Here is a 25,701-nt window from a genome sequence, read left to right on the forward strand (position 1 = left end):
ACTAACTGTCTTCCAACGCGGATAATATAAGCTCAGTGACCTGAACGGCTGAGTCAATGTTCGGCTGGTGCGGCCAATCGGCCAGATCCAGCAAACAGCTTGCCTGCCTTACATAGGTATCGGTGGAGTCAAAGTGACGTTCCTCTACCACCCCATCAATGCTCTTGTACCCGGTACACTTCACCAAATCAACTTCGACCTCACCGTTCAAGCCGGCAACTGTGACCGTTCTCTCGGGCCGAGTTCTGTGAAAATCCAGATTGACGCTGACACTCACCTGCCGGGGACCGGTAAGCAGCATCTGAGCCGACTCGTCGACACCATCGCTGAATCTGCCGCGCTGACGGTGTATCCGGTCTAGAGTCAGGGGGCCCAACAAACTTTGCGCCATTTCCAGATCGTGTGACAATTCCCAAAGCACGCCACCGCCCCATTCCGGCTTGAGTGACACGGTTTGAGTGAGATCCCGCCCTGGCCGCCATTGGTCGAGTGACTGCCCGCACCTGAATTCAGCCCACCGCAACGGACCCAGGCCATTGATGGCCTCTGCCAGAAACTGAAATTCATCACGATAATGCAGATTGTACCCGACCCATACATCAGTGGTATCCATACGCTGTTGAAAGTGCTCGAGGCTCTGTCGATCAGTACAAAGCGGTTTTTCGATGAGCATACGAGAGACGTTGCCAGTCAACGCGGCCATAAAAGGGATGTGAAATGGAGCCGGCACCGCAATGATGGCAATAGTGGGTTGATGGGCGACGGCACGCTGAACCAACGATTCAACAGATTCCTGCTGACGCAACCCGGCGGGCAACGACAGGACAGAACCCTGCGGTAGCAAATCGGAGAAAACGTTCAGGTGCCGCATACCAATAGAGCCGCGTCCAAAAATGACGACGCGATGCTCCATCAGGCGACACCGCGCAGCAACCTGATGTCTTCCTGGGCGCGTTCAAAATCACTGATCCGACCGATATCGAGCCAGTATTCATGAACCGGGAACATCGCGACTTTGGCACCTTTGGTCAGGCGCCGGTCGATCAGATCGGGCATATCCAGAACTCTGCCCCTCTGTACCGAGTTGGCAGCCTTGGGAGAGATGCAATAAATGCCCGCGTTGATAAAATGATTGATCAATGGCTTTTCGGTAATGCGGGTAATACTCGACCCATTGTGCTCGACAACACCATAAGGAATTTGCGTTTGGTATTCCCTGACTGCCATGGTCAGGTCGGCCGACTCTTTTTCATGGTAGGTTAGCAACTGGTCGAAATCGACGCGTGTCAGCAGATCTCCATTCATCATCAGAAGCGGCTGTTCGCGCGCCCAGGCAGGTAAGAGACCGATCGCACCCGCCGTACCCAGCGGGATGGATTCATTGACGTAGGTAATACTCACGCCGAACTGGCTGCCATCACCAAAATAATGCTCGATCTGCTCATTCAGATAATGGGTAGATATAAAGAACCGGTGAAATCCGGCATCAATAAACTGATTCAGAATCGTCTCGAGAATTGGCTTGTCACCCACTTTCAACATGGGCTTCGGGCAATTGTTGGTCAGCGGTCTGAGTCGCTTACCAAAACCACCCGCCATCAGAAAAACAGCATTGTCGCGGCGCGGGACAACGTTCTGCCGGCCCAGAATGGCGACAACCCGTCCCTCATTATTTAACTGAGGCACACCGGTGAGCCCATAGCGTCGCATGATTTTAAGTGCGCCGGCATCGGTTCCCGTCTCACCCAGAACCTTGGGGCTCGGATTCATGATCTGCTGCACCGGCGTAGTCAACGGCAAATGCTTCAACAGTGCCCGGCGAATGTCACCGTCTGTAATGGTTCCGATCAAACCACCATGGGCGGTCGTTACCAGCAACAACTTTGGCTGAACGGCGTTCAGTCGTTCAATGGCATCGCTCACCGACAGATCAGGTGACAAAAAATGCTGTTCCAGGGAATGGGTATCTACCACAGGGTCTCCTCATCCGGGGCTTGGTGGTTGCCTGTTGCTATTATCGTGTCAGGGATCGTGTCAGGCAGGACCCGGCTTTGATGAAGCTATCGGCCATTACCTCAATTTCTTGAATGACAACCGCGCCTGCCCCCACATGAACCCCCTGTCCCAGTTTTACACCGCCACAAATACAGGCGTGCGGAGCAATGTGGCAAAAGGCGCCAATAGCTGAATCATGATCGACAGAGGCCAATGTATTGACGATCACCCCCTCACCTAGCAATGCCCGTGCCTGTATCACTGCACCGGCCATTACTTGCACACCCGGCTCTAATGAGGCTGATTCGGCAACCGTACTGTCTGGGTGTATGACCGGTGGCAACTCAAAACCCGCATTCCTGGCCCGGGTGAACAGCGACCGGCGCACAGGATTACCGCCATTCCCCCCTACTCCAACGGCGATATAGACCTGTTTCGGGTTAACGGTTTCAAGGTGGTCATCCGCACCCAGCATCGGCACACCCTGCAGCGGTGCAGCGCCCTGCCACGCAGGGTCAAGTACCCCGGACACCGTTGCTCCGGCCCTTTGCAGTGCATCAATCACTACCGCTGCGTGTCCACCGGCCCCGAGAATCAGCCAGGGTCTGTCATTCAATGTCTTCATCCGCTTCATAGGCTCGGTGAGCGGGTTGATTGACCCGGTCGAAAAATGATGAGGGAGGCAGACCGCTTCCAGGTCGCTTGAACGTCAGATCCTGTTCCTGAATGATCTGGCCCATGGCGATAGGATGCCTGGCCACCAGACTCTTGCGCGCCACGTGTTTCACATCTGATTCATACTGATGGGTCTGCTTGCTGGCAGAACCCAGAGCCCGACTTGCTGCCCGCACGGTTTGAACCCAGTCTGCCAGTTGCTCGGGCGACATCGACGCCTGGTGATCCGGCCCGGGCATTGAGGTATCCAGCGTAAAGTGTTTTTCAATCAGACGGACGCCAAGACCCATAGTGATCAGGCTTGCGCTATTACCCAGGGAATGATCGGAATAACCAATGGGAACCCCAAACCGGGATTGCAAATCGGTGATAGCACTCAGATTCAATGAATCAACCGGCGCGGGGTAAGCAGAAGTGCAATGCAGCAAGGTCAGTTGGTGTTTGGCAAGGTTGGGGAAATCTTGTTCGTATACCGCCATTAACTCAGAAATACTGAGTGGCCATCGATCCGGGTATAGCCGACCCCATACTACGGCGGCACAGGCTTGTTCAATATCACGGATGCTGGCCATACCGGTGCTGAGAATGATCGGCAGAGGCCGACGGGCATGCTGAATAATAAAAGGCAGATTGGTAATCTCGCCCGAGGGAATCTTATAGCGTTTAACCGGCAAGTCATCGAGTAGAGCAAGACTAGCGGTATCGAACGCTGTTGTCATGAATTCCATGTTCAATGCTTGCGCTTGCTGCGCCAGCGATTTGAAGGCCTCCGCAGGGAGTTCAAGTTGCTGCAATAGGCTGTACTGATCATTGGCCAGAGCACGTTTCTGATACTCGGCCTGAGCGGCTCCCTGCCTTACCAGCGCGTCGGTATTGAAGGTTTGAAACTTTACTGCGTCTGCACCGCAGCGGGCGGCGAGTTCAACCAAATGATGCGCCTTCTCTACCACCCCGTCATGATTTACACCCGCCTCAGCTATCAAAAAGACGTCATTCATTGGTTGCTCCCGGGGTCAGCATCGCAGCCGAAAAAGCTGGCAAGTCATAAAAGGGTGGCCCACCTGAAATCTCAACACTCTGTTTACCAAGCCAGTTGACAAAATGACTGGAAAAAGCGCCTGAATCGTAAGGATTACTGGTGTCACGACAGCGCACTTTGAAGGTTTCACTCAAAGCCTGATCAATGGCATGTCTGATAGTCTGCGATTCAGCGCTACAACAGATCACCGACGCCGCCATTTCCCGGCCTTGCTGACGAGACCCGATGTTAACCGTAGGCACCTGGCAACTCGGCGCTTCAATAATTCCGCTGGATGAATTTCCGACCACCGCCTCACAGAGTGTCATAGCGCTCAGATAACGCGCCTGACCCAGACTGGCCACGGCTCTGACCCGTTCCGGCTGACTGCGCGCCCACGACAAGAGTCGATCCAGCAGTTGCCCGCCTTCGGCATCCGCATTCGGGTAGGTTACCAGCACCTGTAAATCGCTTCGCTCGTCCAGTGCATTGAACAACGCTTGTTGATCCTGAAGGGAATGATTGCCAGTGGTTTCGGGGTGGTAGGTAACCAGCAAAAACGGACCTTTCAGCCATCCTTCCAGGCTGTCTGACAATGCCTGAAACGACAGGGGCGCCATTCTATCGAGATACTCAAGTCCTGGCGCGCCAAAGTTCCAGACATGGTCTGGCTGAACACCCATTTGAATTACTCGATTCCGGTAGGCCTCGGCTGCGGTAATATGCCAGGTAGACAGCTTGGTAATGGCATGGCGCAACCCTTCATCCAGAGCACCGGAAGTAACTTCCCCACCATGCAGATGAATGACCGGTATGCGCATAAGAAAAGCCGCCGTTGCTACCGCAAAGGCTTCATAGCGGTCTCCCAGTAGAATCACGGCATCCGGCCGGTGCTGTTCAAAATACAAAGCAGACAACCGCTGTGTTTCTGAGGTCACCAAGACGGTATCCAAACTGGATTCACCACTAATATCAACTTGGAGTACACAACTGATATCGAAGCCATCCGTTCTGATTTGCTGAACCGTATTGCCCCAACGGGCAAGGTGATGATTACCCCCCACCATCAACGCCAGGTTAAACAAAGGATGGTCCTTTAGCGCTTTCAGAGTCCAGTAAAGTAACCCATAGTCAGCACGGGAGCCGGTAAAAACAGCGATGTTTCTGAGCGGGCTCATGTCCGGCCCTCCCGGCCAAGCACAGAACTGCTCGGCAAACATACGATGCAATCCGCCATTCGGTCCGTAACCGGCAAGTCGCCGCGCTCGCAGTCTTTATAAACCTGAGAGCGGTGCATGGGCTCCCACATTGGACGAGTCATGATTCCGGCCGCATTGGTTATATCCAACCATTGTTCAGCATGCTCAGGAGTTGGGCAAACAACCGCGTTTAACCAATAGTTGGAGCAGGAATCCGCGGGTTCTTCCACGAAAAAGAAGTTAGAGCCTCTGAACAGGTCTTTATAGGCCATGGCCAGCGTGCGTTTTTCAGCCAGTCGCTCGTCCAGTCGAGTGAGCTGTGCGCAGCCCAGTGCGGCATTGAGATTGGGTAGCCGATAGTTAAATGCAAACTCGGAGTGTTGAAAACGAAACGGATGTGGCACCTTGGATGTTGTGCTCAACGCCTTCAAGCGGTGCGCCATGGCATCATCCTGACACAAGACGGCACCACCGCCTCCGGTGGTAAGAATTTTATTGCCGTTAAAACTGAGCACGCCCAGACGTCCCTGAGTCCCGGTGTGATGGCGACCGGCCCATGATCCCAGACTTTCGGCGGCATCTTCGACCACTGGCAGTTCATAGGCATTGGCAACATCCAATATCCCAACAATATCAACCGGGTGACCCAAAGTATGCATGGGTACTATTGCGGCAACTCGTGCATTGGATGAGTTCGACCTGAGTACACCCTGACTATCCCGCCATGTTTCACGGGATAACCAGTGATCCAGAGCGGCCGGATCCAACCCCAGCGTTTTCTCATGCACATCAACAAAACCAGGGCGGGCTCCGGTTAGCTGGATCGCGTTGCAGGTTGCAATGAAAGACAGCGACTGGGTTAGTACCAGGTCGCCAGGACCAATACCCAGAGCATGCAGTGCCAAATGCAAACCAGCCGTTCCATTGGTCACTGCTATCGTGTGGGCAGAGCCGGTATAGGCATTGAGGTCGGCTTCAAACTGGTCAACAAACTGCCCTACGCTTGAAACAAAGGTACTATCAATGGTTTCCATGACCAGGCGTTTTTCGATGTCACCGAATTCCGGTGCATGCAGGGGAACGAATCCATCGTCGCCAGCCCGTGAACGAATAAACGCTAAAAGGGTTTCTGGACTCATATCAAATATTGTACAAGTGAGTCTTGTACTTCCTCAGGTTATCCGCTTGGGTAAACCAGTCAATGGTCAGCTTCAGGCCTGTTTCCAGTGAAATGTCCGGTGAGAAGCCTGTCAGAGACTTCAGCTTCGCGTTATCGCACCACAGTCGAAATACCTCCGATTGCTTCGGCCGCTCACGCTGTTCATCATTCTGAATTTCAATGCCGCTATTCATAATCGATTTAATCAGTGCAACGGTGTCTCCAATACTGATTTCGTAGTTGGAACCAATATTAATACTTTCACCAACGGCGGACTGCGCCTCGGCGATTCGAATCATACCGTCGCAGGTATCGGTAACAAAATTGAAGTCACGCGTGGGGCTCAGATCACCCAGCTTAAGCACCGTTTCACCGGCTGCAATCTGGGAGATGACAGTTGGGATAACGGCTCTGGCTGATTGTCTGGGGCCATAGGTATTGAACGGACGAGCGATACTGACCGGCAGCCCGAAACTGTTAAAATAACTCATGGCCATTGCATCGGCCCCAATTTTCGACGCGCTGTAAGGCGACTGTGGTTGAAGCGGGTGAAGTTCATCGATCGGGACATAACGGGCCGTCCCGTACACTTCACTGGTCGATGTCTGGATAAAGCGTTCAACGTTCGCATCCAGCGCTGCCTGGCACAGGTTTAAGGTCCCTTGAATATTTGTATCCACATAGCTGTTGGGTGCACTGTAGGAATAGGGTATGGCAATCAAAGCAGCCAGATGAAACACGGTCGTGCAATTTGCCACCAGCTCTCGACAGAGCTTGGGGTCTCTGATGTCCCCCATAACCACCTCTATCTGACTGCTTACCGGTGACTCATCCAGCCATCCCCAGCTGTTAAATGAGTTATACTGGCACAAAGCTTTAACCTGGTACCCATTTGCTACCAGTTGTTCTACCAGGTGGGAGCCAATGAAACCATCAGCACCGGTGACCAAGGCATGTTTACCCATTTACTATCCTTTTTTCGATGAACCCCAAGGTTCGGCGGCTAAAAACCCAACCGACTTTCTGGCTTGACTGGAACTCCAGCAAAAACGTTGAAAGGCCCGGCAATTCAATGGTTTTCCAGCTGTACGACCAGACATTGTAACCGGAGTTTTATCCTACACTAGCCTAAGTTGGTATGCTTTGCCCAACACAAGCCTCTTTCCACCATCCAGGAGCGCAACATGACTGTTCAAACCCTGCTCAATGATCTTGACAGACTATTGATGCAGCCCGATCGGCTTGCCGTGACCATGCCAGCCTGGCGCGAAGACGTCGAAGCTGCCCTGCCAGCAATGACCCGGGAAGAAGCGACCACCCTGTTGTCGGAAGCGCAGCGCGTACTGGACGAAAACAGGTCACTGTTCGAAACCGAAAGCCTTACCCTGCTCAGTACGTTGGTAGAAGTGCATGGGGGTCGCAAATCGGCCCAAAAAAGCGTCAATCAATATCGGGATATCAATCAGTTGTCTTCAAAACCCAAAGGACAGCCCCGGTAACCGGGGCTCAGATTTCGAGCGACCGCGGCTGTCACCCGACTTCAAATGAAATCAAACAAGCTCAGCCGGCTGGTTTGGGCAAAACTTTGCTGAGCAGCCTGAAGAATGAAACTTTCCATTTGTAACCGACTCACCGCCTCGGCAAAGTCCAGATCCTCAATACTCGATTTGATGTCTTTCGCTGCCAGCTTATTGTCAGCGTGCTGGTTCACGACGCTTTCTGAAGTATTCAAACGGGCACCGATTCGCGCCCTGACCTGAGAAACATTGGCAATCGTATTGTCCAGATTATTCAAGGTCTGCTCAATGTTGGCGTCATAAACCTCATCGAAACCTTCACCGGGTGGGTAGTTCTCCAGGGTAAACAGAAATTTCTCGAAGGTCGTCAATACCCCCTGGTTCCGACTGGATTCGATCACAAACTGATCACCCGGATCAGGATTACCCGATATGTTCACAGCCACGCCACCGACCTGAATGGGGGCACCTGGAGTGAAGCGGACATTCTCAAGCCCGCCCAATACCCGACCATCCGATTTTCTGCGCACAGTAAAGTTCTGTTCAGGTGGATCAATGTCTAACGGGTTTTCAAAGGTTATCACCGCGTCTTCAGGATAAAATGCGTCAAGCGCTTGCTGGTCGATTGTAATACCCGCTGAAATAACACCTGGTGGATTGCCGGTATTCTCCGTGTTCGCGTAGCTGGTGAAGCTTATTTCGTCCGCCGGGATGTCCATGAACACATCCTTGCCCGAGTCACTTGATGCCAGTGTGATCGTCTGGCTTACCTGCAAAAAGCGCACGCCTTCATCCCCGGCGTAACCGTAGCCACCTCCCGGGTTTTTAACAAAGGGCTGGGTGTTTCCTGAAAACCCCGAAAACAAAAATTCGCCGCTGCCGTCTTTGGTATTCATCAGGTCGACCATTTCGTCCACCCGCTCCCTGACTTCAGCGGCGATAGCGATCCGATCCTCTTCGGTCAATACACCGGCATTACCCGCCTGTACCGCCAGTTCACGAATACGAGCCACGCTGTCTTCCACAGCACTCAAGACACCCTCCTCCTGCTCCAGGCGAGCATCAAGCAGTGTAATATTGCGCTCGTACTGATCCATCAGGGCTATTTCCTGGTTCAGCTGCAATACTCGAGAGGCGCCCACCGGATCATCAGCCGGAGTCAGAATACGTTTACCGCTGCTGATCTGTTCCTGTGTCTTATTCAGATTGGTTTGCAGCTGAAGCATGTCATTGACTGGTCGCTGGTAAATCCAATAGGTAGAGAGTCGATCACTCATGGTTCAGACCTCATAATCATCGGAAAGCGCCCAGTAAAGCATCGAAGGTTTCCTGGGCGATGCTAATGACCCGGGCGTTGGCATTGTAGGCAAGCTGGAACTCGATCAGCCGGGCAGCTTCTTCATCAAGGTTAACGCCGCGTACGGAGTTGAGGGCTTCTTCGGTGGAAGCGAGAACACCCTCGGCCGCGTCAGTCTGGATCTGGGCTTGACGAGTTTTGGTGCCCACTTGCTCTACCGCCTGGCTATAAGCCTCGGTAAAGGTCATGCCGCCATCTCGATTATTGACCGTGTCGGTGGTTTCCAGCCCAACCAGATCGAGCACGTTGCGATTGTCGCTGACACCGCCTTCGTTCCAGCCGATGCTAAACTCGTCTCCGATCTCGGGCCGACCACCAATCTCAAACTGAAACCCCTGGTAGGTGGATTTGGCTTCAGGAGTGCCCGTAAAGATGGCACCCGCTTCGGGCCGGGTTTGCAGAGAAATACCACTGGCCATGGTTACATCGACCTGGCCGCCCACATTAACGCCAACCGTATCTTCGTTACCAGTGCCCGAGACTTTCATGAATATCTGGTACTCGAGTTCGCCGCGTGCCGTTATGCGTGCCTGCACACGCCCCGGACTGTCGAGCAATGCACCGATTTTGGCCTCAACTTCGGCTTTCACATCATCAGCCGTTGCGTGGTTGCCTTCCAGCGTGATTCGCCCGGTGCGCCCGTCGGGCAAGTACATTTCATAAGTGTAGGGGCCACCTTCGCTGAAGTTGAAACCAGTCAGATTATTGAGCTGACCGCGGGTGGTCCCACTGGCCGGCTCTACAGGCCAACGTTCGCCGGTACTGATTTCAAAGGTATCGCCGGGGTCAATGGCGCCATTAGGTATACCGGATCCGAGCGGCGGCGAGCCAACAATGGCGTCTTGCGGTTTGTCGCCGCGCATTTCGATAAAGATGTCGTCGCCATTTTCCTGGGTAATGGTCAAAGTCTGGCCATCACTTTTGGCGCGAATGCCAGCTTGTTGCAAGTCATAATGGGCGTTTATTCTGTCTGCCAGGAAATTGGGGTTCATTGCATCGGGCAGTTCAGTCGGGTAGCCGTCCTCATAGATTGTCTGGTTGGGACCCAGATCATTTTCCGTGAGGTTAAATCCATTTACCCAAACCTCAAATGGGTTGTCAGGGTCATAAGGTGTACCGGAGTTGGTAAAATTGGCAATTTGCACTTCGCTGAAGGCGCGCGCGGTGACGCCGTCGACCCGGTTCAATTCATCGGCAATCTCGGCTGCGCTGGCACCTCGCGGGGTAATCAGCGTCTCGTCTTGCGTCACTTCACCGGTGTTCGGGTCGGTTCTGGAGAACACAAAGCGCTCGGAATTGATGCCGTTGTAGGGCGCTACCGTTGCGGGGCCATCAAGCGCCAAAGCTGGGCTTTCCGGCAAACGTGGCCGCCAGCTGCTGACTAGAGTTTCACCCGGGTCATCGGTGAACAATGTATTGGTTACACCCGGAACATATTCTATGTTCTCCAGCGGCGGGTCGAGCGAGACCGGGTTACCCGGGTCGCTGTTATCGTACACGGAATATCGGGTCGGGCTTTCAAACACGATAACCAACGGCGGTGACAACTGCCCGTCTACCGAAAATATCTCGCTATCGCGACTGAGCATGGTGCCCTGGTTGATCTCACCGGTACCCTGATTGCCGACCCCGGTGCCCGCTCGCATGGGGTAGGAGAAAGCCAGCTCGGCAGGTTCATCAATCAGCCAGTCGAGTTGGGCCGGGGCACCGCGCAGCGGGTTGATGGTGAACTCGTCCCCTTCTTTGAAATTGCCGCCTTCCAGCTGAACGCGCAGGCCATCGAATTCAATTGAGTCCGGGAAGTCGCCGGTCAGAGAGCCGCTGGCCACTTCCGCCCCGTCGCTTTTACGAATAACTTCATAGCGCGAATTGCCGGGACCGGTCAGGCTTAGCGTGTAATCACTGGTGGTCAGTTCCCGGGTGTCTTCAAAGAAAACGCTGAGCACCTGGTTGCGTGGCAGTGCGTTGTCGCTGCTGCCCTGGGCCCGGCCGATGGAAGCAAGCTCCGGATCATTCATGTCCTGAAACGCGTTCTGACCAAAGTTGCCGTTCAGGTCGATGCCCAGCTTGTGCTGGTTATTGAATTCCTGCGCGAACCCAACGGCAATACGGCCCAGATTGTTCAGCGCGGGGTCGAGCGCGTCTGAACGGAAATTCAACAAGCCAGCAAGCTGGCCTCCGGAAATATCGGCGGTAATGTCATTGCGCTCAATCGGGCTGACAAATCGAATGCCGAAACGCTGAGGGTCTTCGGTACCCGGCACGGCTTCAATACGGTTAGCCTGGTTAGACAGTACCAGTGGCTGACCACTGCCAATGGAAATATTGAACTGGTCGTTATCGACAGTCACGTCAATATCCATATATTCGGATAACTGCCGAACCATTTCATCACGCTTGTCGATCAGGTCGTTTGGCGGCTGGGCGCTGGCACTGCCGCGCGCACTGACGATCTCGTTGTTCAACGTGGCAATACCAGCCGCCAGCGAATTTACCTGACCGGCCATGGCCTGCATCTGACTGTTGAGGGTTTCATTCTGATCGGTAAGGTATTTGTGAATGGTCTGGAACCGGTCGACCAGCCCCTGGGATTCACCCAGTACGACATCCCGCGCCGGCACATAGGCCGGGTTATCCGCCCCGCCCTGCAAGCTGGCGAAAAAGCGGTCCAGTTGCGGCTGCAGGCCGGTGCGTTCATCGGCCAGAATGCGATCAACTTGCTCAATGTTGACCTTATAGGCGTTCAGTTGCTGAAATTCACTGGTGTCGGTGCGTTGCTGGGCAATCATGAACTGATCGGTAATTCGCCGTACCGACTGAATATCAACACCTTGACCAACAAAGCCAAAGCCTCGAAACAGGGGGCTGTTGGTATCGAGCACCACTTCCTGGCGCGAATAGCCCGGCGTGCTGGCATTGGAAATGTTGTGGCCGGTTACCCGCAAGGCTTCCTGTTGCGCTTTAAGACCGGTAATTGCCGTGTTGAGCAGACTCATTCTGTGGCCTCCGGCTTATGCCTGACCCAAGCTGAATTCAGCATCGGTAGTGGGCAGGCTGTTGGCGATGCGCAGGATTTTATCGGCATAATCCGGATCGGTGGCGTAGCCGGCAGACTGTAACGAGCGAACGAACTGTTCAGAGTCAGAGACCTGATCCAGTGCAGTCTGATAACGCGGGTTACTGCTTAAAAAGTCGACGTAATCGTTGAACGACTGGGACGGGTCATCATAGGCGCGAAACGCATCACGAATTGAAATCCGGTTGCCTTCAACATATTCATGCGTCTGCGTATCGGCCACCGCACCTTGCCAGCGCTGATCGGCTTTAATGCCGAAAAAATTGAAGCTGTTAGCACCCTGGTCGTCCTTAATCATCGCCCTGCCCCAGCCGGTTTCCAGCGCAGCCTGGGCAACCAGTATGCGCGGCTCCACACCCAATCGCTGTGCGGCTTGCTCGGCATGGGGTAACAGGGACTCAATAAAGGCTTGTGGGGATTCAAATGCCGACAATTTATCCAGTTCAGGACTGGTCAGATTGACACTGGATGTCGGCTCTACTGCACCCATTCCCACCGGGTCACGAGGTGCAGGTGCAACCGGCAATTCAGGACGTGTGCTGTCGTTCAATGATTTGACATCAATGTTATGAAAGTCAGCCGGACGCTGGGGCAAATTGGCCGACATCTGCTCAAACATCACTTCCGCCAGCCCATAGCCGCCGGTTTCTGCCAGGTGCAGACTGAGTTGCTGGTCGTGCATGTCGCGGTAGAATTTGGTTTCGTTACTGCTCAACAGGTCAGAGGCCATAACATCGGTGGCATCGCGCATGCTTTTCAGCATCATGTTGATGAACATGGATTCGAATTGCTGGGCAACACCTTTCAGAGCGGCCGCATCGTCTTTACGGGCCAGCGATTTCAGACTGTTTAGGCCATTGAGATCGTTGTAGTTAAAGGCTGCGTCGATTTGTGAAGCCATGATTTGCCGCTCTATGGGTTAAACGTTGCCGGTTCACCGAGGCGAACCGTTACACTCAGTTGTGCACTCAAGATATGTGCCAGAGTCAGATAACAATCAATTCAGCTTTCAACGCCCCGGCCGATTTTAATGCCTCCAGAATCGCCATCAGATCACCCGGCGCAGCGCCTACCTGGTTAACCGCATTCACAATGTCATTCAGGGTAACGGTACCGCCGAACAGAAACATCCGGTTATCACCTTCGTCAATATTGATGTCGGTGTCGGGCACGACGACGGTTTCGCCATCGGTGAATCCTTCCGGCTGGCTGACTTGCAGGGCGTTGTCGATGGTTACGGTCAGGTTGCCATGGGTAATGGCAACGGGGTCAATACGGACATGCTGCCCCACAACGATAGTACCGGTGCGGCTGTTGATAATGACCTTGGCGGACTCTTCCCCGGGGGTGACTTCCAGGTTTTCCAGTACGCTGATGAAACTGACGCGTTGGTTGGGGTCACGCGGTGCGGTTACCCGAACTGAGGCGGCATCCACCGCAGACGCAGCACCCGGGCCGAGCAGGTCATTGATGGTTTCGGACATGCGGCGGGCCGTGGTAAAATCGGGCCGGTGCAGGTTAAACGTCAAATAATCGCCTTGCGAGAAGGTGCTGTTCACACCGCGTTCAACGATGGCGCCATTGGGGATGCGCCCGGCACTGGTGACGTTGACCTGAATGGAGGAGCCATCCAACCCTTCGGCGCCAAAGCCACTGACAACAAGATTGCCCTGAGCCACAGCGTAGGTCTGGCCGTCCGGGCCGCGCAGCGGTGTCAGCAGCAGGCTGCCGCCGCGCAGGCTATCGGCGTTGCCGATACTGGAGACGGTAATGTCAATTTCCTGACCGGGCTTGGAGAATGGCGGCAAGGTGGCATGCACACTGACGGCAGCGACGTTCCGCAGCCGAGGGTCTTCCCCTTCGGGTATGGTAATGCCGAACTGTTCCATCATGTTGCGGAAGGTCTGGTTGGTGAAGGGTGCTCTGTCTCCCGTACCACCTAAGCCAACGACCAGGCCATAGCCCACCAGTTGGTTATTACGCACACCCTGCACCCCAGCCAGATCTTTAATCCGGTCGGCATACGCCAGGCTGCCCAGCAGCAATAGAACCAGTGTGATCGTGAAGCGTTTCATGGTGTCACCTTGTTGGCGGTTTGGGGCGTGCGTTGATGAGTTAGCAAGTTGCGGGCCATTCGATGGCCCGCTTACCGCATGGATTGTTAAAACGGAAACAACGAGGAGTTAAAGAACCGGGTCAGCCAACCGGGCTGACTCGCACTGGCCAGCCCGCCGGCCCCGCTATAGGAAATACGGGCATCGGCCAGCTTCTGGCTGGAGACGGTGTTGTCCAGGTTAATGTCTTCCGGGCGCAACATGCCCTGAATGCGAATGAACTCAGCCCCGGTGTTGAGGGTGATCCATTTCTCGCCGCGAACGCGCAGTACGCCGTTAGGCAGTACTTCCGATACAGTCACCGAGATGTTGCCGCTCAGACTGTTGCTCTGGTCCGCATCGCCCCGGCCCGAGAAGTTGCGCTCTCCCTGGATGGTGGCGCTAAGCGCTTCAATCGGCGCACCTCCGGCAATAACCGGTGCGTTCAGGCCTGCTTCGCTGGATTTGGACGATGAGCTCTGGGAGGACTTGCTGCCCTGAGTTTCTTCATCCAATACTACGGTGATGATATCGCCAGTGCGCATGGCTTTCTTATCGCCATAGAGCGACATGCCATATGCATCGTTGAACAGAGACCCATCGTTACTTGGCGGTGGCTCCAATGAATCTGATGGTACCGGCGCGAAATCCGGATCCCCGGGTTTGGGCGAGTCGCTGAGGGCAGTGACTTGCATACTGCTGCACCCCGCAAGTACGAGCGCGACGAGTACGGTCAGAATGCCGGGTACGCTGTGAATGTTCATACTGTGCCCCTTACTGTTTACGAGCGATGTCACTTAAGCCAATTAAAGATTCTGGTTAATGAAGCCCAGCATCTGATCGGCCGTGCTGACCACTTTGGAATTCATTTCGTAGGCGCGCTGGGTTGAAATCATATCGACCATTTCTTCAACAATGGTGACGTTAGAAGTTTCCAGCGCGCCCTGAATAATGGCACCAAACCCGTCCAGGCTGGGGACACCCACCTGTGGCTGACCACTGGCGGCCGTTTCCAGGTAAAGGTTGTTGCCGATGGCTTGCAAACCCGCCGGGTTAACAAAGTCGACCACGTCGATCTGCCCGATCTCGAACGGAATGTTGTCATTCTCCGAAACGGCAGTAACGATGCCGTCGTTACCCACGGTGATGGTTTTGGTTTGCTCAGGCACCTGAATGTTGGGTTCCAGCAAGTAGCCGTTCGCCGTTACGATGTCGCCATCGGCATTCAGGTGGAAGGTGCCATCCCGAGTGTAGGAGATGTTGCCATCCGGCATCAGCACCTGGAAAAAGCCGCGACCGTTAATCGCCATATCCAGCGGTTGTTCGGTCATGTTCAGATCGCCCTGGGTAAACATCTTTTGCGTGCCAACGGTGCGCACACCGGTACCCAGCTGCAGCCCCGAGGGTAACTGTGTATTTTGCGCACTCTGCCCGCCCGGCTGCCGCTGTACCTGATAGATCAGGTCTTCAAACACCGCCCGTTCCTTTTTGAACCCGGTGGTGCTGGCGTTGGCCATGTTGTTGGAGATGGTGGCCAGGGCGATGTCCTGTGCCTCCAGACCGGTTTTACCTACCCATAATGCCTTGTGCATGACTTACTCTCCTGCCGGGCCCGATCAGTTCAGGCGCAACAATTGTTCGGCGGCCTGGGACACATCGTCCGATGCCTTCATCATTTTGATCTGCATTTCATATTGGCGGTTGATGGCCAGTATGTTGGTCAGCTCAGCGACGGCGTTAACGTTGCTGCCTTCCACAAACCCGGAGACCACTCGCAATGCCGGGTCACCGGCCAATACCGCTTCACCCTCTCTTGGGCGAAACAGACCATCGGTGCCTTTTTCAAAATTTTGCAGATCGGGATTGACCACTTTCAAAGCGTCAATCACCAGCATTTCGTTGGGGCCGCCACCCGCGGGGCGAATGGAGATGGTGCCGTCGCCGGCAATCTCCAGCTTTTCATAAGGCGGTAAAACAATCGGGCCACCGTTACCCAGAACCGGCTGACCCACACCGTTGATCAATTCACCCAGAGGAGTAACCGCCAGGTCGCCGCGCCGCGTATAGGCTTCGTTGCCTTCGGCATCGAGCACGGATAAAAAGCCGTCACCGCCCACGGCAACATCGAGTTCGTTGCCGGTTTCAATCAGCGGACCGTCGTTGAAATCGGTTGCTGGTCGCTCGGTCATCGAATAGGCACGGGTCGGGAAATGCTCACCGTATACCGGCATTGCCCGGGCCTGCGCCCAGTCGGCCCGAAAGCCTGTGGTTGAGGCGTTGGCCAGGTTATTGGAGTGTGACGTTTGCGCCATCATATTGTTCTTGGCGCCGGTCATTGCAATGTAGAGGGCACGATCCATACCGGACTCCTGCTGCCGCTTTAATAGACTGTACAGAGGGTATTGCGAAAGGTGTGCCAGGTTTACTTATAGAGACGCAGGCCAGTAAAGACGCGGTACATAGGAGACGCAGAACAGGAAAGACGTGAAACAGGAAAGGACGGAATAGAAGAAAGGATGGCCAAACGGCAAGCTTTGGCCTGGATTGCCGGTCTGCGGAAGCGGCACTGAGTAATGCACAGCGCCCCTTCCGTTTTAAGCTACGACCCGTTTATCGTAGATTGATTATCGTCTGAGTCACGGCGTTGGCCGTCTCAATCGTCTTCGCACTGGCCTGGTAATTCCGCTGTGCGATGATCAGATGCACCAGCTGCTCGGAGAGATCCACGGTTGAATCTTCCAGGGCCGCTGATTGCAAATTACCCAGCAAGCCGGTTCCCGGCTCACCGATGGTCGCATCACCGGAGGCGAAGCTTTCTTTCCATTCGGTGTTGCCAACCGGGTCGAGCCCTTCATTATTGGCAAAACTGGCCAATGCCACCTGCCCGAGCACCTGCGCTTCGCCGTTGGTGTAGCGGGCGAAAATGATGCCATCGTCACCCACTTCAAGATCCTGCAGACGGCCACTGGCGTAGCCATCCTGCTGGAAATCATAGCGGGCGAATGGGCCGCCGTACTGGGTCGTGCCATCGAACGAAATCGCGAAGTTCGAGTTGACGTTCGGGTCTGGGATCGGCAGGCGACCACCCTGCGCCTCAGGCAAGCCAACATAGGCACCGGTCGGCTCTCCGGTTTCCAGGTCGATCGGGCTCCAGTTGGAAATCAGAAACTCGCCGGTATTTTCTTCATCGATGGTGCCATCCGGATTAAAAAACAGTTGGAAAGACGCCATGCTCGGCTCGGTATTTTCCGGGAACGGCAGGCTGGTATCCGGGTCGCCAATGTTTTCGCCATCAACCTGGGCATAAACTGTCCAGGAGTTCAGGGCATTGGGCCGGTTTTCATCGCCAGGGTTCTTGACGTAGAACAACTGCAGCTGGTGCTGATTGCCGATGGAATCGTAAATCGGCAGAGACGCTACTTCGTTGTAGGTTGAGGTATCATCCGGGTTGAAAGCGTTAATGGTGTAGTCTTCAAAGCTGCTGGCCGTCAAGCCGTTAAACAGGCCCGTAACTCGTGGGTCGGGCTCGATCATGGTGTAGCCTTCGTTCAGAATGATGTCGACGAACCCACCAATCCTGGCATTCACCTCAGCATCCGCCTGCCCACCGAGGACGACCGGGGCAGTCCCCTGAAAACCCTGCACCGTCAACGTATCGTTGTCATTGGGCGAATCAATGGATACCGATACATCAATACCGGTAGATGACGTAATAACAATGTCACCCGTATCGTCATCAAGCGCCGCGGTGATGCTGTTCAGCGACGATTGCTGATACTGGTTTATCTCATCAACCATGTCCTGATAAGAGTTAGCCGTTATCCGCTGACCATTGATGATGATGTCCATGTCACCGGAATTGCCATAGTTTTCAGCCAACAGGCGTACCTGGGTTTCTGCTTCGGCATCTACACCGGCCTGTTCACTGAGCAAGGCGGCTATTTCAGCAGCCGTAGACCCTTCTGGAATGGTAATGGGCGTCCGCTCATCGGCCTCTTCATTGAACAGAACCAATGATTGTTCCGGGTAGCCATTGGTGATCGCGGCTTCCCCCACTTCCAGGTAATTGGCATCGAAGGAATCAACCTGCAACAGAGCGTAGAGTTGCTCAACATCCAGATCATCGCCCGGAGCCAGGATGTTGGTGATTGAGACGATGGCCGCTTCACCTTCCTGGGTGGCTACAAATTGTAGCTTTTTATTATCGTTCTCATCGCGTACGACTTCAGCTTGAACGCCAATATAGTCTTCTTCAGGAACGGCGGCCAACTCACGATTAATGGCTGCCGCGAGTTGATCGACAGACAGAATGGTTTCATTCAGGCTTATCACGACAGAGCCGGACCGGTTTTCTTCATCCGGCGCCGGTACGGTCAGGTTAACCCGAAAGCTGTGGCTGCGGTCTACCGGTTCAGTTCCAACCGTTTTAGTGCTGCTGGTCAGGCCAAGCGCATCAGTCGATTCACCGGTCGCCGGGTCGGCGACATCGATGTCTATCGGAAATTCACCAATATCGGTGCGCTCAAGCACGAGGCGACCGTTCACATGGGAGGCGCTCACTTCACCCGCCAGTCCCGGTGTGGTCTGAATCTGAGTGTTAATCTGATCAATCAGTTCGTTGTAGCTGGCATAGCTGCCCGGCGGAATGGTAATGGTCAGCGGAGCGCCACCATCCACAATAACATCGAGCTGGTTGTTGAAGGGCGTGTCCGGCTCACCCAGTACGCGGGTTGGCGCAGGCGAGGAAGACACCGCCATTCCCACAGTGTTCATGTTGATGGACGAAGTTGTAGCACCCGCATTGTGAATAATGCTGATGTCTTCCGGCCCAATGCCTACCGCCGTGTCTGTGCTCAATACCAGCCGGTTGGTAGCACCGTCCACGTTGGCATTGATGGTGTTGGCACCCAGAGCACCGTTAACTGCAGTTTCTATCGCCGTCGCAAAGGCTGCCTGGTTGGCATACCCACCAGCGGGAACCGTCATGGTAACGGCACTGCTCAGGGAGCCCACGTTAATATTAAAGACAATATCGTTACCCGCATCGGCGTTGGCAAACGGATCGGTATTGTCGAGCGTATTCAGGGTTGTACCACTGGTCAGGGTGGTATTGGTGCCAGGAATGAAGTTGTTGTACTCAAGCTCCATCTGGTCATTGCCCTGAATATTGGCGGCTTGACCGGGGTCGGACGTCAGGTCAATAAAGCCGCCCGCGGTGAAGAGTTCGGTACCAGCGACCGGTGAGGTAACGGTCGGGGTCGCAAAGTTCATCCAGCCTGCGTCCAGCAAGGTGCCGGTTGAGTTAACCAGGCCGACAAAGGAGGTACCGTCGGTGGCATAGGGTCCATTAGTTTCAAACGTAATGGTGCCCGCTGGGTTTTCGACCGCACGAATCTTGCCCGCCAGATCGGAATCCGATTGAATGCTGCCATTAATGGCCGACACCATATCGGCCACGCTGTTGTATGTGGCCGTGTCTCTGAACGGCTGCAGGTTCGCAGTAAGGGGAGCAGTGCCACCATTGATGTTGGGGCCCTGAATGGTGACGTCGAATGTCCAGGAGGCTTCAACGGCACTGGGCGTCCAGGGCAAACCCACGCCAACCGGATCACCCTGGTACGTGGCCGCGCTGCCTGCCGTCGTCGGAAAGCCAACGGTAGACAGGGTTGAATTGGTATCGACCAATGAGCCCGTCTGCGCCGCGCCAATGGCCAGCCCGTTAGTACGGGTTATGGTTCCATCCTGTTGCAATACCTGCGCACCGGCTGGCACGTTCACACGCGAGTCCACATCGTGAGTGCCTCGCGGTGGCTGGTTACCGGTATCGACTTCAAGGTCGGTCAGTACCCCATTCACGATGCCATTTTCATCAACACCAAACCCTTGTAACTTGGCACCGGTGTTGCCGGTAATAAACCCTTGCTTGTCGACACCAAAAATACCGGAACGGGTATAGGTGACGGACCCGTTCGGGTACTCCATCACGAAGAAACCGTTGCCATCAACCGCCAGATCCAGTGCCGAATTGGTTTGGCTGATATTGCCCTGGTCAAACTTCTGCCCGATGTTGCTTACGCGCACACCGGCACCGGCTTTATCCTGACCGTAGCCAAGAAAGGAGTTGGTGTAGGCATCACCAAATTCGGTACGACTGCTTTTGAAGCCCGTCGTACTGGCGTTGGCAATGTTGTTGCCAGTGACTTGAAGGTCTTTGTTTGCGGCGGCGATGCCGCTCAGGCCAGTACCAAAACTCATGGGTTGCTCCTCGCACTGCGCTGTTCAAATCCGGGATGATGCCATCACCGGTAACGGTTCCTGATGTCTTGTTCGGTCGCTCTGCTTACCAGCGCCGGTCAATACACCTGATTAATCTGTTTCACATCAGCCATGGTGATGTTGCCGCCACCGGCCAGGTTCAACTGCAGGTCACTGTCCTGCCCCAGGGTGACGGAGTCGACCCGGGCGCTGGTATGTGTACCCAGAGCCTGCTGTTCGCCGGCCACATTGCCGACCACACTGAACCGGTAAACACCGGCATCATGCGGAATGATGTTGCCGTCTTCATCGGTCGGGAATTTGTCGTAGTCAATATCGGCCATTTCACCGTTGACCTCGAGGTTGGCCCCATCCCATTTGAAACTCAGGTCGCCCGCTGGCTGGTTACCCAGCGGAACCGACTCAATCATCTCGCCTTCACTGTTGGTGATTTGCAGCATCATACCGCTGGCACCGGAAGGCACATCGGCCATGCCAAACACCAGCTCACCATGGCGCAACAAACTCTCCTGGTTGCCCTCAATGGTGACGGCACCACCGACCAGAGAGCTGGCTTGCAACGCCTGAGAAGATTTGTAGGAGTTCGATAACGACTCGAACCCCTTGCTCATGTTCTGTATACCTTCGACCTGGGAGAACTGGGCCAACTGAGCCACAAATTCCGCATTGGCCTGAGGTTCAAGCGGGTTCTGGTTATTCAACTGAGCAATCATCAGCTTCAGAAAATCATCTTTTCCCAGCTCGTTGGACGTATTTTCCTTGGGCTTTTTCTGAGCAATGTCGTATTGGCTCAGTGCCCCGGCTCCGGTTACGTCGTTAATGTCAGCCATGATGATTCCTCTCGTGGGCGTTCTGGCCGCGGCTATGGTTGATCGGGTTCATGTCGTCTACTGCCCCATCGTCAGCGTTTTCTGCAGCATGGTTTTGGCCGTGTTAAATACTTCAACGTTAACGGTAAAGCTGCGTTGGGCGGAAATCATGTCGGCCATTTCCTCTACCACGTTGACGTTCGGGTAGTAGACATACCCCTGTTCATCAGCGAACGGATGGGTGGGGTCGTAACGGATGTCGAGCGGATCCTGTTTTTCGACAATGGCGCGAACGTTAACGCCCTGCCCCACATCGTGATCCAGGTCCACATTAGACCAGTCGCGGTCGATACCGGCCTGTTGCAGCACCTGAAAAATCGGTTTGCGCGCCCGGTAGGTGTCTTCTTCACTGGAACTGACACTCTGGGCGTTGGCCAGGTTACTGGCGGTGGTATTTAGCCGGATCGACTGGGCATTCATGCCGGTGCCGGCAATATTAATAATGTTCGACAATGACATGGTTATTGCCCCTTGATCGCGTTGGTCAGGCCTTTGAATTTACGATTCAGAAAATCAAAACTGGCGTTGTACGACATGGCGTTCTTGGTGAACTCTGCGTTTTCAACGTTTGAATCCACGGTATTGCCGTCGATTGAGGGCTGATAAGGGTTGCGGTAGAACAACTCGGTATCACCACCCGACTTTCCGGGAATGTGGTTAGCCTGGGTCCGGTTAACTTCAAGGTTTTGGGTGCGCTGAACTTCGCCGCTCAAGATGGCCTTGAAATCTACGTCACGAGCCTTGAATCCCGGGGTATCCGCATTGGCCAGGTTGTTGGCCAGCACTTCGGAACGCTGGGCACGCACCAGCAAGGCGTTGTCATGTATACCCAGTGAATTGTTAAAGCCCAGTGCCGCCATGATGGAACCTCATTGCCGTTTTTCTGAATTCACAGAAGGTACTGCAATGTGAGTGCCAAGTTATTTAAGCCTTAAAAATCAATAGGTTACTAGAAGACAAAGGGGAATCATCGGCAAAGCGGCAAGGCTTAACCGATGAGGAGGGCTTACCGCTTGCGGTAAATGATGCCAGGGCGGCAATGAACCATCTCATAGAGATCGTTCAGGCCGTTTACGGCCTCCGAGGCCCCGACCAGGAGATACCCGCCCGGGTTTAAGGTGGCGTGGATTCGGGTGAGAATGTCGCGTTTGAGGTCGGCGGTGAAGTAAATCAGCACATTTCGACAGAACACGATGTCAAATTTGCCGAGTAAGGCGTAGCTGTCCTGCAGGTTCAGGGAGCGGAATTCAACTCGCTGGGCAATGCCTGGCTTGACTTTCCAGCGCCCATTGGGAGCCTCGATAAAGTGTTTTTTCAGTCGTTCCGGATCGAGGCCGCGGCCTATGGCCAGCATGGCGTATTCGGCCGACTTCGCGGCATCCAGCACCGAGGCGGAAATGTCGGTCGCGACGATTTTCTCGCCGCCGCTGACCAGCCGGTTACGGGCCTTGTATTCTTCGATCATCATGGAGATTGAATAAGGTTCCTGCCCGGTTGAACAGGCGGCCGACCAGATTCGCAACGGGCGGGCGCCGCGTTGCTGGTAGAACTCTGGCAACAGCTTTTCTTCCAGAATCCGGAACGGATGGATGTCACGAAACCAGAGGGTTTCGTTGGTAGTCATGGCGTCAATGACCTCAGCGCGCAACTTCTGGCCACCGGGTCGCTGAATCGCTGTCACCAGATCCTGCAGATTGGTGATGTCGGCTTGCTGCAGTATTTTTCGCAACCGGCTCGATACCAGATATTGCTTGCTGGCACCCAGACATATCCCACTGTGCTTTTCCAGGTAATCACAAAATGCCTGGTACCCTTTTTCAACGTCGACCATTAATCCCTGCACTCCTGGCCCTTGGGCACTGGGTTTGCTGACCTGTCAGCTTCATATTGTCCATACTCTTCCCTCGGGTCGGAAAGAACCTGCCTGCCGGTCGTCTCATGCCTCTCCTTCGATCGCTGGCAAATTACCGCCCAGGTTAGTGATCCGCTCTATCACCAGTTGGGCCAGCATATCAGGCTGGAACTTGGCCAGAAAATCGTTGGCACCGACTTTTTGCACCATCGCCTTGTTAAAGACGCCACTCAACGAAGTGTGCAACACGATGTAAGCTTCTTTGAGCTGGGGGTGGTTGCGGATTTCATGGGTCAGGGTGTAGCCATCCATTTCCGGCATTTCGATATCAGAGATAATGATTGGGTAGCGCTCAGTCGGTTGCACGCCTTCGTCAATCAGAGCCAGCAAATGGTTCAACGCTTCACGCCCATCATTGAGTGCAACGACCGTCAACCCGATTTTCTCCAGGGTGCGCTGAATCTGCTTGCGTGCAATCTTGGAGTCATCAACGATCAGCACTTGTCTCGACACCGCACTGGCGGCGACTTCGGGTGTCAGCAAGTCTTCGTTGAAGTCTTCCTGCATGGGCGTGACATCCGCCAGAATTTTCTCGACATCGATGATTTCAACCAGCTTGTTATCATATTTGGTCACCGCGGTCAGAAAATGATCGTGGCCAGTGCCTTTTGGGGGTGGCTGCACATCTTCCCAGTTGATGTTGATGATGCGTTCCACCCCCTGAACCAGAAAGCCCTGACTCTTCATATTGTATTCAGTGATGATGGTGAACTTGTCTTCAATGTGTTCTATCGGCGCATTACCGGTGGCCACGCTCAGGTCGAGAATGGGTATGGTGCCGCCGCGAATATGGGCAACGCCTTTCACAACCCTGCTGGAGTGCGGCATCTGAGTCAGCTTGGGACACTGAAGCACTTCTTTTACCTTAAACACATTAATGCCGTAAATTTGATCGCCATTGAGGCGGAACAGCAGCAGTTCCAGGCGGTTTTGCCCGACCAACTGCGTACGCTGGTTCACACTGTCCAGAACACCGGCCATAGAATTCTCCACTGATAATACTGTTAACTGCCGGACACCGCGTCCGACTCCCGCCACGAATCCACGACAGTCGGTACAGCCTTTGTAGAAAGGTCGGCATAGCCCTTGCAGATGGACTGTAACACAGGCGCTGCCCGAACCGTTTCGTCAATATACTGGCGAATGCACCAGCGGCATTTTCAGCCCGCTGGCAACGAAATGCCAGCAAGCGCTCTTATTACGGTGACTTTTCACCAAGCATAGTCGGCAATCGTCCAAGGACAACTGCATGATCAGACATTTGTACCTATCGGCGGATGTTTCAGAAGGTTTAACCCGGCGAGACCGGTCAGACCCGGCATCGCGCACTGTAGGTAAACCGGGCATCACAATCGCCGGGGTGATCCTGACCATAGCCAGCCTGGCATTTACGGCCAGTGCGACTGAAACGGTCAGCCAAACAGCAGGCCAGCAGATTGCCCAGGCCGTGGAACAATCGCTCCTAAAGCGCGTCAGAGACGATCACCCGAACGTTCCTGATGAACAGATATCCACCACCATTACCGTCAATGATGCCACGGCCAACCTGGCGCCCTGCCCGGCTCCCTTGCTGGTCGATTGGCGTGGCAGTTCATTATCCAACCGGCTGACACCCCGGGTTGCCTGCGAGAATCTGGGCTGGCAGGTCTATATCCCGGTTGGGTTGACGGTGAATGTTCCCGTGGTCGTGACCGCGCGCAGCCTGTCGCGCGGTCAGCGCCTGTCGCCAGCTGATTTGAGCCTGGCGATGACGGATGTCTCCACACTCCGCCATGGTCACTATAGCAACGCGGCCGAACTGAGCGGGTACGAAGTGGCCCGAAACCTGACGCAGGGCACGGTGATCACGCCCTATGTGGCCAAACCGCCGGTGATGATCGAGCGGGGAGACCGCGTTATCATATTCGCTACCGGCGCCGGTCTGTCGGTACAGACGGAGGGTGAAGCCCTCAGGGAAGGCTCCGAGGGGCAACAGATACCCGTCAGAAACCTGTCATCCCGGCAAACCATTCATGCCTATGTAAAATCGAAAGGCGTAGTCGAGATCCATACCCCGTAAGGGTATAGCCACACAACTGGCTAGTTTTTGACCAGCTTGATACAGTGATTGAAGAAAAAGCTGACTTTTTTCACAAAATTCACTCAAGTTTCTGAAGCCAGGGCCGCTACCCCCTTCAGGAAAAACCAACTTCACATGAGGTGAACACAATGGCCATTAATCTGAACGGCCTGTCATCGGGACAAACCGGGTCTGCCAAGAGCCGCGAAAGCGACAATGCGGCGTCGACCAAAAAAGCTGGCACAGAAAGTGCTGAAGCTGTAAACAAGAGTGATAGCGGCAAGAACACAGACGATGTGGTCAAGCTGTCGGATCGCGCTGAAGTATTGCGTACCGTCAACAGCAAGGTGCAGCAATTGCCAGACATCGACCAGGAAAAGGTCGATCGCATTCGAACCGCCATTCAAAACGGCGATTACTCTATCGACTATAATAAGCTGGCGGCCGCCTTTCGACGCTTCGAGTCGGGCCTTTGATCGTTTAAGGGTTCAGGCAG

23 protein-coding genes are annotated in these 25,701 nt (G+C 54.4%); 3 read left to right on the forward strand and 20 right to left on the reverse strand.

Translation table 11 applies throughout. The features are described from left to right. Window position 1: 1 nt before the first annotated feature. The 7 genes from ACHUE7_RS08160 to ACHUE7_RS08190 are packed head-to-tail and all read right to left on the reverse strand — an operon-like array spanning window position 2 to window position 7,011. Window positions 2-913, reverse strand: coding sequence for a Gfo/Idh/MocA family oxidoreductase (locus ACHUE7_RS08160; protein ID WP_394169528.1), 912 nt, complete (start codon window positions 911-913; stop codon window positions 2-4). After that, window positions 913-1,974, reverse strand: coding sequence for a nucleotidyltransferase family protein (locus tag ACHUE7_RS08165; protein ID WP_394169529.1), 1,062 nt, complete (start codon window positions 1,972-1,974; stop codon window positions 913-915). Before ACHUE7_RS08165 ends, ACHUE7_RS08160 begins: the two co-directional genes overlap by 1 nt. Before the next feature lie 40 nt (window positions 1,975-2,014). After that, complete coding sequence (locus tag ACHUE7_RS08170) at window positions 2,015-2,620, reverse strand: NeuD/PglB/VioB family sugar acetyltransferase (protein WP_394169530.1); 606 nt, start codon at window positions 2,618-2,620, stop codon at window positions 2,015-2,017. Then, window positions 2,604-3,668, reverse strand: coding sequence for an N-acetylneuraminate synthase family protein (locus tag ACHUE7_RS08175; RefSeq protein WP_394169531.1), 1,065 nt, complete (start codon window positions 3,666-3,668; stop codon window positions 2,604-2,606). Before ACHUE7_RS08175 ends, ACHUE7_RS08170 begins: the two co-directional genes overlap by 17 nt. Next, on the reverse strand, window positions 3,661-4,866 hold the full coding sequence (gene neuC / locus ACHUE7_RS08180; protein ID WP_394169532.1) for a UDP-N-acetylglucosamine 2-epimerase: 1,206 nt from the start codon (window positions 4,864-4,866) through the stop codon (window positions 3,661-3,663). Before neuC ends, ACHUE7_RS08175 begins: the two co-directional genes overlap by 8 nt. Further along, entirely contained in the window at window positions 4,863-6,026 is a 1,164-nt protein-coding gene (locus ACHUE7_RS08185) for a LegC family aminotransferase (protein ID WP_394169533.1), read from the reverse strand. Before ACHUE7_RS08185 ends, neuC begins: the two co-directional genes overlap by 4 nt. 1 nt (window position 6,027) lies before the next feature. Continuing rightward, window positions 6,028-7,011, reverse strand: a complete 984-nt coding sequence (locus tag ACHUE7_RS08190; protein ID WP_394169534.1) for an NAD-dependent 4,6-dehydratase LegB — start codon at window positions 7,009-7,011, stop codon at window positions 6,028-6,030. 219 nt (window positions 7,012-7,230) lie between these two features. Between ACHUE7_RS08190 and ACHUE7_RS08195 the strand changes: the two genes are divergently transcribed. Further along, window positions 7,231-7,545 carry a hypothetical protein gene (locus ACHUE7_RS08195; protein ID WP_394169535.1) on the forward strand — a complete coding sequence of 105 codons (315 nt, stop codon included), beginning with the start codon at window positions 7,231-7,233 and terminating at the stop codon, window positions 7,543-7,545. Window positions 7,546-7,586: 41 nt separating this feature from the next. Here the strand turns inward: ACHUE7_RS08195 and flgL are convergent, their stop codons facing one another. The 13 genes from flgL to ACHUE7_RS08260 form a co-directional block, all read right to left on the reverse strand. Next, window positions 7,587-8,840, reverse strand: a complete 1,254-nt coding sequence (gene flgL / locus ACHUE7_RS08200) for a flagellar hook-associated protein FlgL (protein WP_394169536.1) — start codon at window positions 8,838-8,840, stop codon at window positions 7,587-7,589. A 16-nt stretch (window positions 8,841-8,856) separates the two neighbouring features. Beyond that, a complete protein-coding gene (gene flgK / locus ACHUE7_RS08205) occupies window positions 8,857-11,916 on the reverse strand; it encodes a flagellar hook-associated protein FlgK (RefSeq protein ID WP_394169537.1) in 3,060 nt (1,019 codons plus the stop codon). Window positions 11,917-11,931: 15 nt separating this feature from the next. Beyond that, entirely contained in the window at window positions 11,932-12,897 is a 966-nt protein-coding gene (flgJ, locus tag ACHUE7_RS08210) for a flagellar assembly peptidoglycan hydrolase FlgJ (RefSeq protein WP_394169538.1), read from the reverse strand. A gap of 85 nt (window positions 12,898-12,982) precedes the next feature. Beyond that, window positions 12,983-14,071, reverse strand: a complete 1,089-nt coding sequence (locus ACHUE7_RS08215; protein WP_348475502.1) for a flagellar basal body P-ring protein FlgI — start codon at window positions 14,069-14,071, stop codon at window positions 12,983-12,985. An 86-nt stretch (window positions 14,072-14,157) separates the two neighbouring features. Next, on the reverse strand, window positions 14,158-14,853 hold the full coding sequence (flgH, locus tag ACHUE7_RS08220) for a flagellar basal body L-ring protein FlgH (RefSeq protein ID WP_394169539.1): 696 nt from the start codon (window positions 14,851-14,853) through the stop codon (window positions 14,158-14,160). A 42-nt stretch (window positions 14,854-14,895) separates the two neighbouring features. Further along, window positions 14,896-15,681, reverse strand: a complete 786-nt coding sequence (gene flgG, locus ACHUE7_RS08225; protein ID WP_127555162.1) for a flagellar basal-body rod protein FlgG — start codon at window positions 15,679-15,681, stop codon at window positions 14,896-14,898. A 24-nt stretch (window positions 15,682-15,705) separates the two neighbouring features. After that, window positions 15,706-16,449: a flagellar basal body rod protein FlgF gene (locus ACHUE7_RS08230; RefSeq protein WP_394169540.1), complete on the reverse strand. Its 744-nt coding sequence runs from the start codon at window positions 16,447-16,449 to the stop codon at window positions 15,706-15,708. A gap of 250 nt (window positions 16,450-16,699) precedes the next feature. Next, window positions 16,700-20,344 carry a flagellar hook-basal body complex protein gene (locus ACHUE7_RS08235; protein ID WP_394169541.1) on the reverse strand — a complete coding sequence of 1,215 codons (3,645 nt, stop codon included), beginning with the start codon at window positions 20,342-20,344 and terminating at the stop codon, window positions 16,700-16,702. A 98-nt stretch (window positions 20,345-20,442) separates the two neighbouring features. Further along, entirely contained in the window at window positions 20,443-21,195 is a 753-nt protein-coding gene (locus ACHUE7_RS08240) for a flagellar hook assembly protein FlgD (protein ID WP_348475506.1), read from the reverse strand. A 57-nt stretch (window positions 21,196-21,252) separates the two neighbouring features. After that, complete coding sequence (gene flgC, locus ACHUE7_RS08245; protein ID WP_348475507.1) at window positions 21,253-21,693, reverse strand: flagellar basal body rod protein FlgC; 441 nt, start codon at window positions 21,691-21,693, stop codon at window positions 21,253-21,255. A gap of 2 nt (window positions 21,694-21,695) precedes the next feature. Beyond that, the gene (flgB, locus tag ACHUE7_RS08250) at window positions 21,696-22,094 is read right to left on the reverse strand and encodes a flagellar basal body rod protein FlgB (RefSeq protein WP_394169542.1); all 399 of its coding nucleotides are present in this window, start codon (window positions 22,092-22,094) and stop codon (window positions 21,696-21,698) included. A 146-nt stretch (window positions 22,095-22,240) separates the two neighbouring features. Next, the gene (locus tag ACHUE7_RS08255; protein ID WP_394169543.1) at window positions 22,241-23,065 is read right to left on the reverse strand and encodes a CheR family methyltransferase; all 825 of its coding nucleotides are present in this window, start codon (window positions 23,063-23,065) and stop codon (window positions 22,241-22,243) included. Between the two features lie 105 nt (window positions 23,066-23,170). Next, a complete protein-coding gene (locus tag ACHUE7_RS08260) occupies window positions 23,171-24,127 on the reverse strand; it encodes a chemotaxis protein CheV (RefSeq protein WP_394169544.1) in 957 nt (318 codons plus the stop codon). A gap of 268 nt (window positions 24,128-24,395) precedes the next feature. Between ACHUE7_RS08260 and flgA the strand changes: the two genes are divergently transcribed. Together flgA and flgM are read left to right on the forward strand one after the other, a co-directional pair. After that, window positions 24,396-25,205: a flagellar basal body P-ring formation chaperone FlgA gene (gene flgA, locus ACHUE7_RS08265; protein WP_394169545.1), complete on the forward strand. Its 810-nt coding sequence runs from the start codon at window positions 24,396-24,398 to the stop codon at window positions 25,203-25,205. 149 nt (window positions 25,206-25,354) lie between these two features. Further along, window positions 25,355-25,681: a flagellar biosynthesis anti-sigma factor FlgM gene (flgM, locus tag ACHUE7_RS08270; protein WP_394169546.1), complete on the forward strand. Its 327-nt coding sequence runs from the start codon at window positions 25,355-25,357 to the stop codon at window positions 25,679-25,681. Window positions 25,682-25,701: the final 20 nt, after the last annotated feature.

This window comes from Saccharospirillum alexandrii (assembly GCF_043641555.1).
GTDB classification, from domain to species: Bacteria; Pseudomonadota; Gammaproteobacteria; order Pseudomonadales; family Natronospirillaceae; genus Saccharospirillum; species Saccharospirillum alexandrii_A.

Bases quoted from the DNA above. Each gene is read 5' to 3' on its own strand.
- flgL (WP_394169536.1), bottom strand. From the start codon at position 8,840: ATGAGTGATCGACTCTCTACCTATTGGATTTACCAGCGACCAGTCAAT.
- neuC (WP_394169532.1), bottom strand. From the start codon at position 4,866: ATGAGCCCGCTCAGAAACATCGCTGTTTTTACCGGCTCCCGTGCTGAC.
- ACHUE7_RS08230 (WP_394169540.1), bottom strand. From the start codon at position 16,449: ATGGATCGTGCCCTCTACATTGCAATGACCGGCGCCAAGAACAATATG.
- ACHUE7_RS08215 (WP_348475502.1), bottom strand. From the start codon at position 14,071: ATGAAACGCTTCACGATCACACTGGTTCTATTGCTGCTGGGCAGCCTG.
- ACHUE7_RS08170 (WP_394169530.1), bottom strand. From the start codon at position 2,620: ATGAAGACATTGAATGACAGACCCTGGCTGATTCTCGGGGCCGGTGGA.
- flgA (WP_394169545.1), top strand. From the start codon at position 24,396: ATGATCAGACATTTGTACCTATCGGCGGATGTTTCAGAAGGTTTAACC.
- ACHUE7_RS08235 (WP_394169541.1), bottom strand. From the start codon at position 20,344: ATGAGTTTTGGTACTGGCCTGAGCGGCATCGCCGCCGCAAACAAAGAC.
- ACHUE7_RS08240 (WP_348475506.1), bottom strand. From the start codon at position 21,195: ATGGCTGACATTAACGACGTAACCGGAGCCGGGGCACTGAGCCAATAC.
- flgH (WP_394169539.1), bottom strand. From the start codon at position 14,853: ATGAACATTCACAGCGTACCCGGCATTCTGACCGTACTCGTCGCGCTC.
- flgJ (WP_394169538.1), bottom strand. From the start codon at position 12,897: ATGGCTTCACAAATCGACGCAGCCTTTAACTACAACGATCTCAATGGC.
- flgC (WP_348475507.1), bottom strand. From the start codon at position 21,693: ATGTCATTGTCGAACATTATTAATATTGCCGGCACCGGCATGAATGCC.
- flgK (WP_394169537.1), bottom strand. From the start codon at position 11,916: ATGAGTCTGCTCAACACGGCAATTACCGGTCTTAAAGCGCAACAGGAA.
- ACHUE7_RS08185 (WP_394169533.1), bottom strand. From the start codon at position 6,026: ATGAGTCCAGAAACCCTTTTAGCGTTTATTCGTTCACGGGCTGGCGAC.
- ACHUE7_RS08255 (WP_394169543.1), bottom strand. From the start codon at position 23,065: ATGGTCGACGTTGAAAAAGGGTACCAGGCATTTTGTGATTACCTGGAA.
- flgG (WP_127555162.1), bottom strand. From the start codon at position 15,681: ATGCACAAGGCATTATGGGTAGGTAAAACCGGTCTGGAGGCACAGGAC.
- ACHUE7_RS08195 (WP_394169535.1), top strand. From the start codon at position 7,231: ATGACTGTTCAAACCCTGCTCAATGATCTTGACAGACTATTGATGCAG.
- flgM (WP_394169546.1), top strand. From the start codon at position 25,355: ATGGCCATTAATCTGAACGGCCTGTCATCGGGACAAACCGGGTCTGCC.
- ACHUE7_RS08190 (WP_394169534.1), bottom strand. From the start codon at position 7,011: ATGGGTAAACATGCCTTGGTCACCGGTGCTGATGGTTTCATTGGCTCC.
- ACHUE7_RS08175 (WP_394169531.1), bottom strand. From the start codon at position 3,668: ATGAATGACGTCTTTTTGATAGCTGAGGCGGGTGTAAATCATGACGGG.
- flgB (WP_394169542.1), bottom strand. From the start codon at position 22,094: ATGGCGGCACTGGGCTTTAACAATTCACTGGGTATACATGACAACGCC.
- ACHUE7_RS08260 (WP_394169544.1), bottom strand. From the start codon at position 24,127: ATGGCCGGTGTTCTGGACAGTGTGAACCAGCGTACGCAGTTGGTCGGG.
- ACHUE7_RS08160 (WP_394169528.1), bottom strand. From the start codon at position 913: ATGGAGCATCGCGTCGTCATTTTTGGACGCGGCTCTATTGGTATGCGG.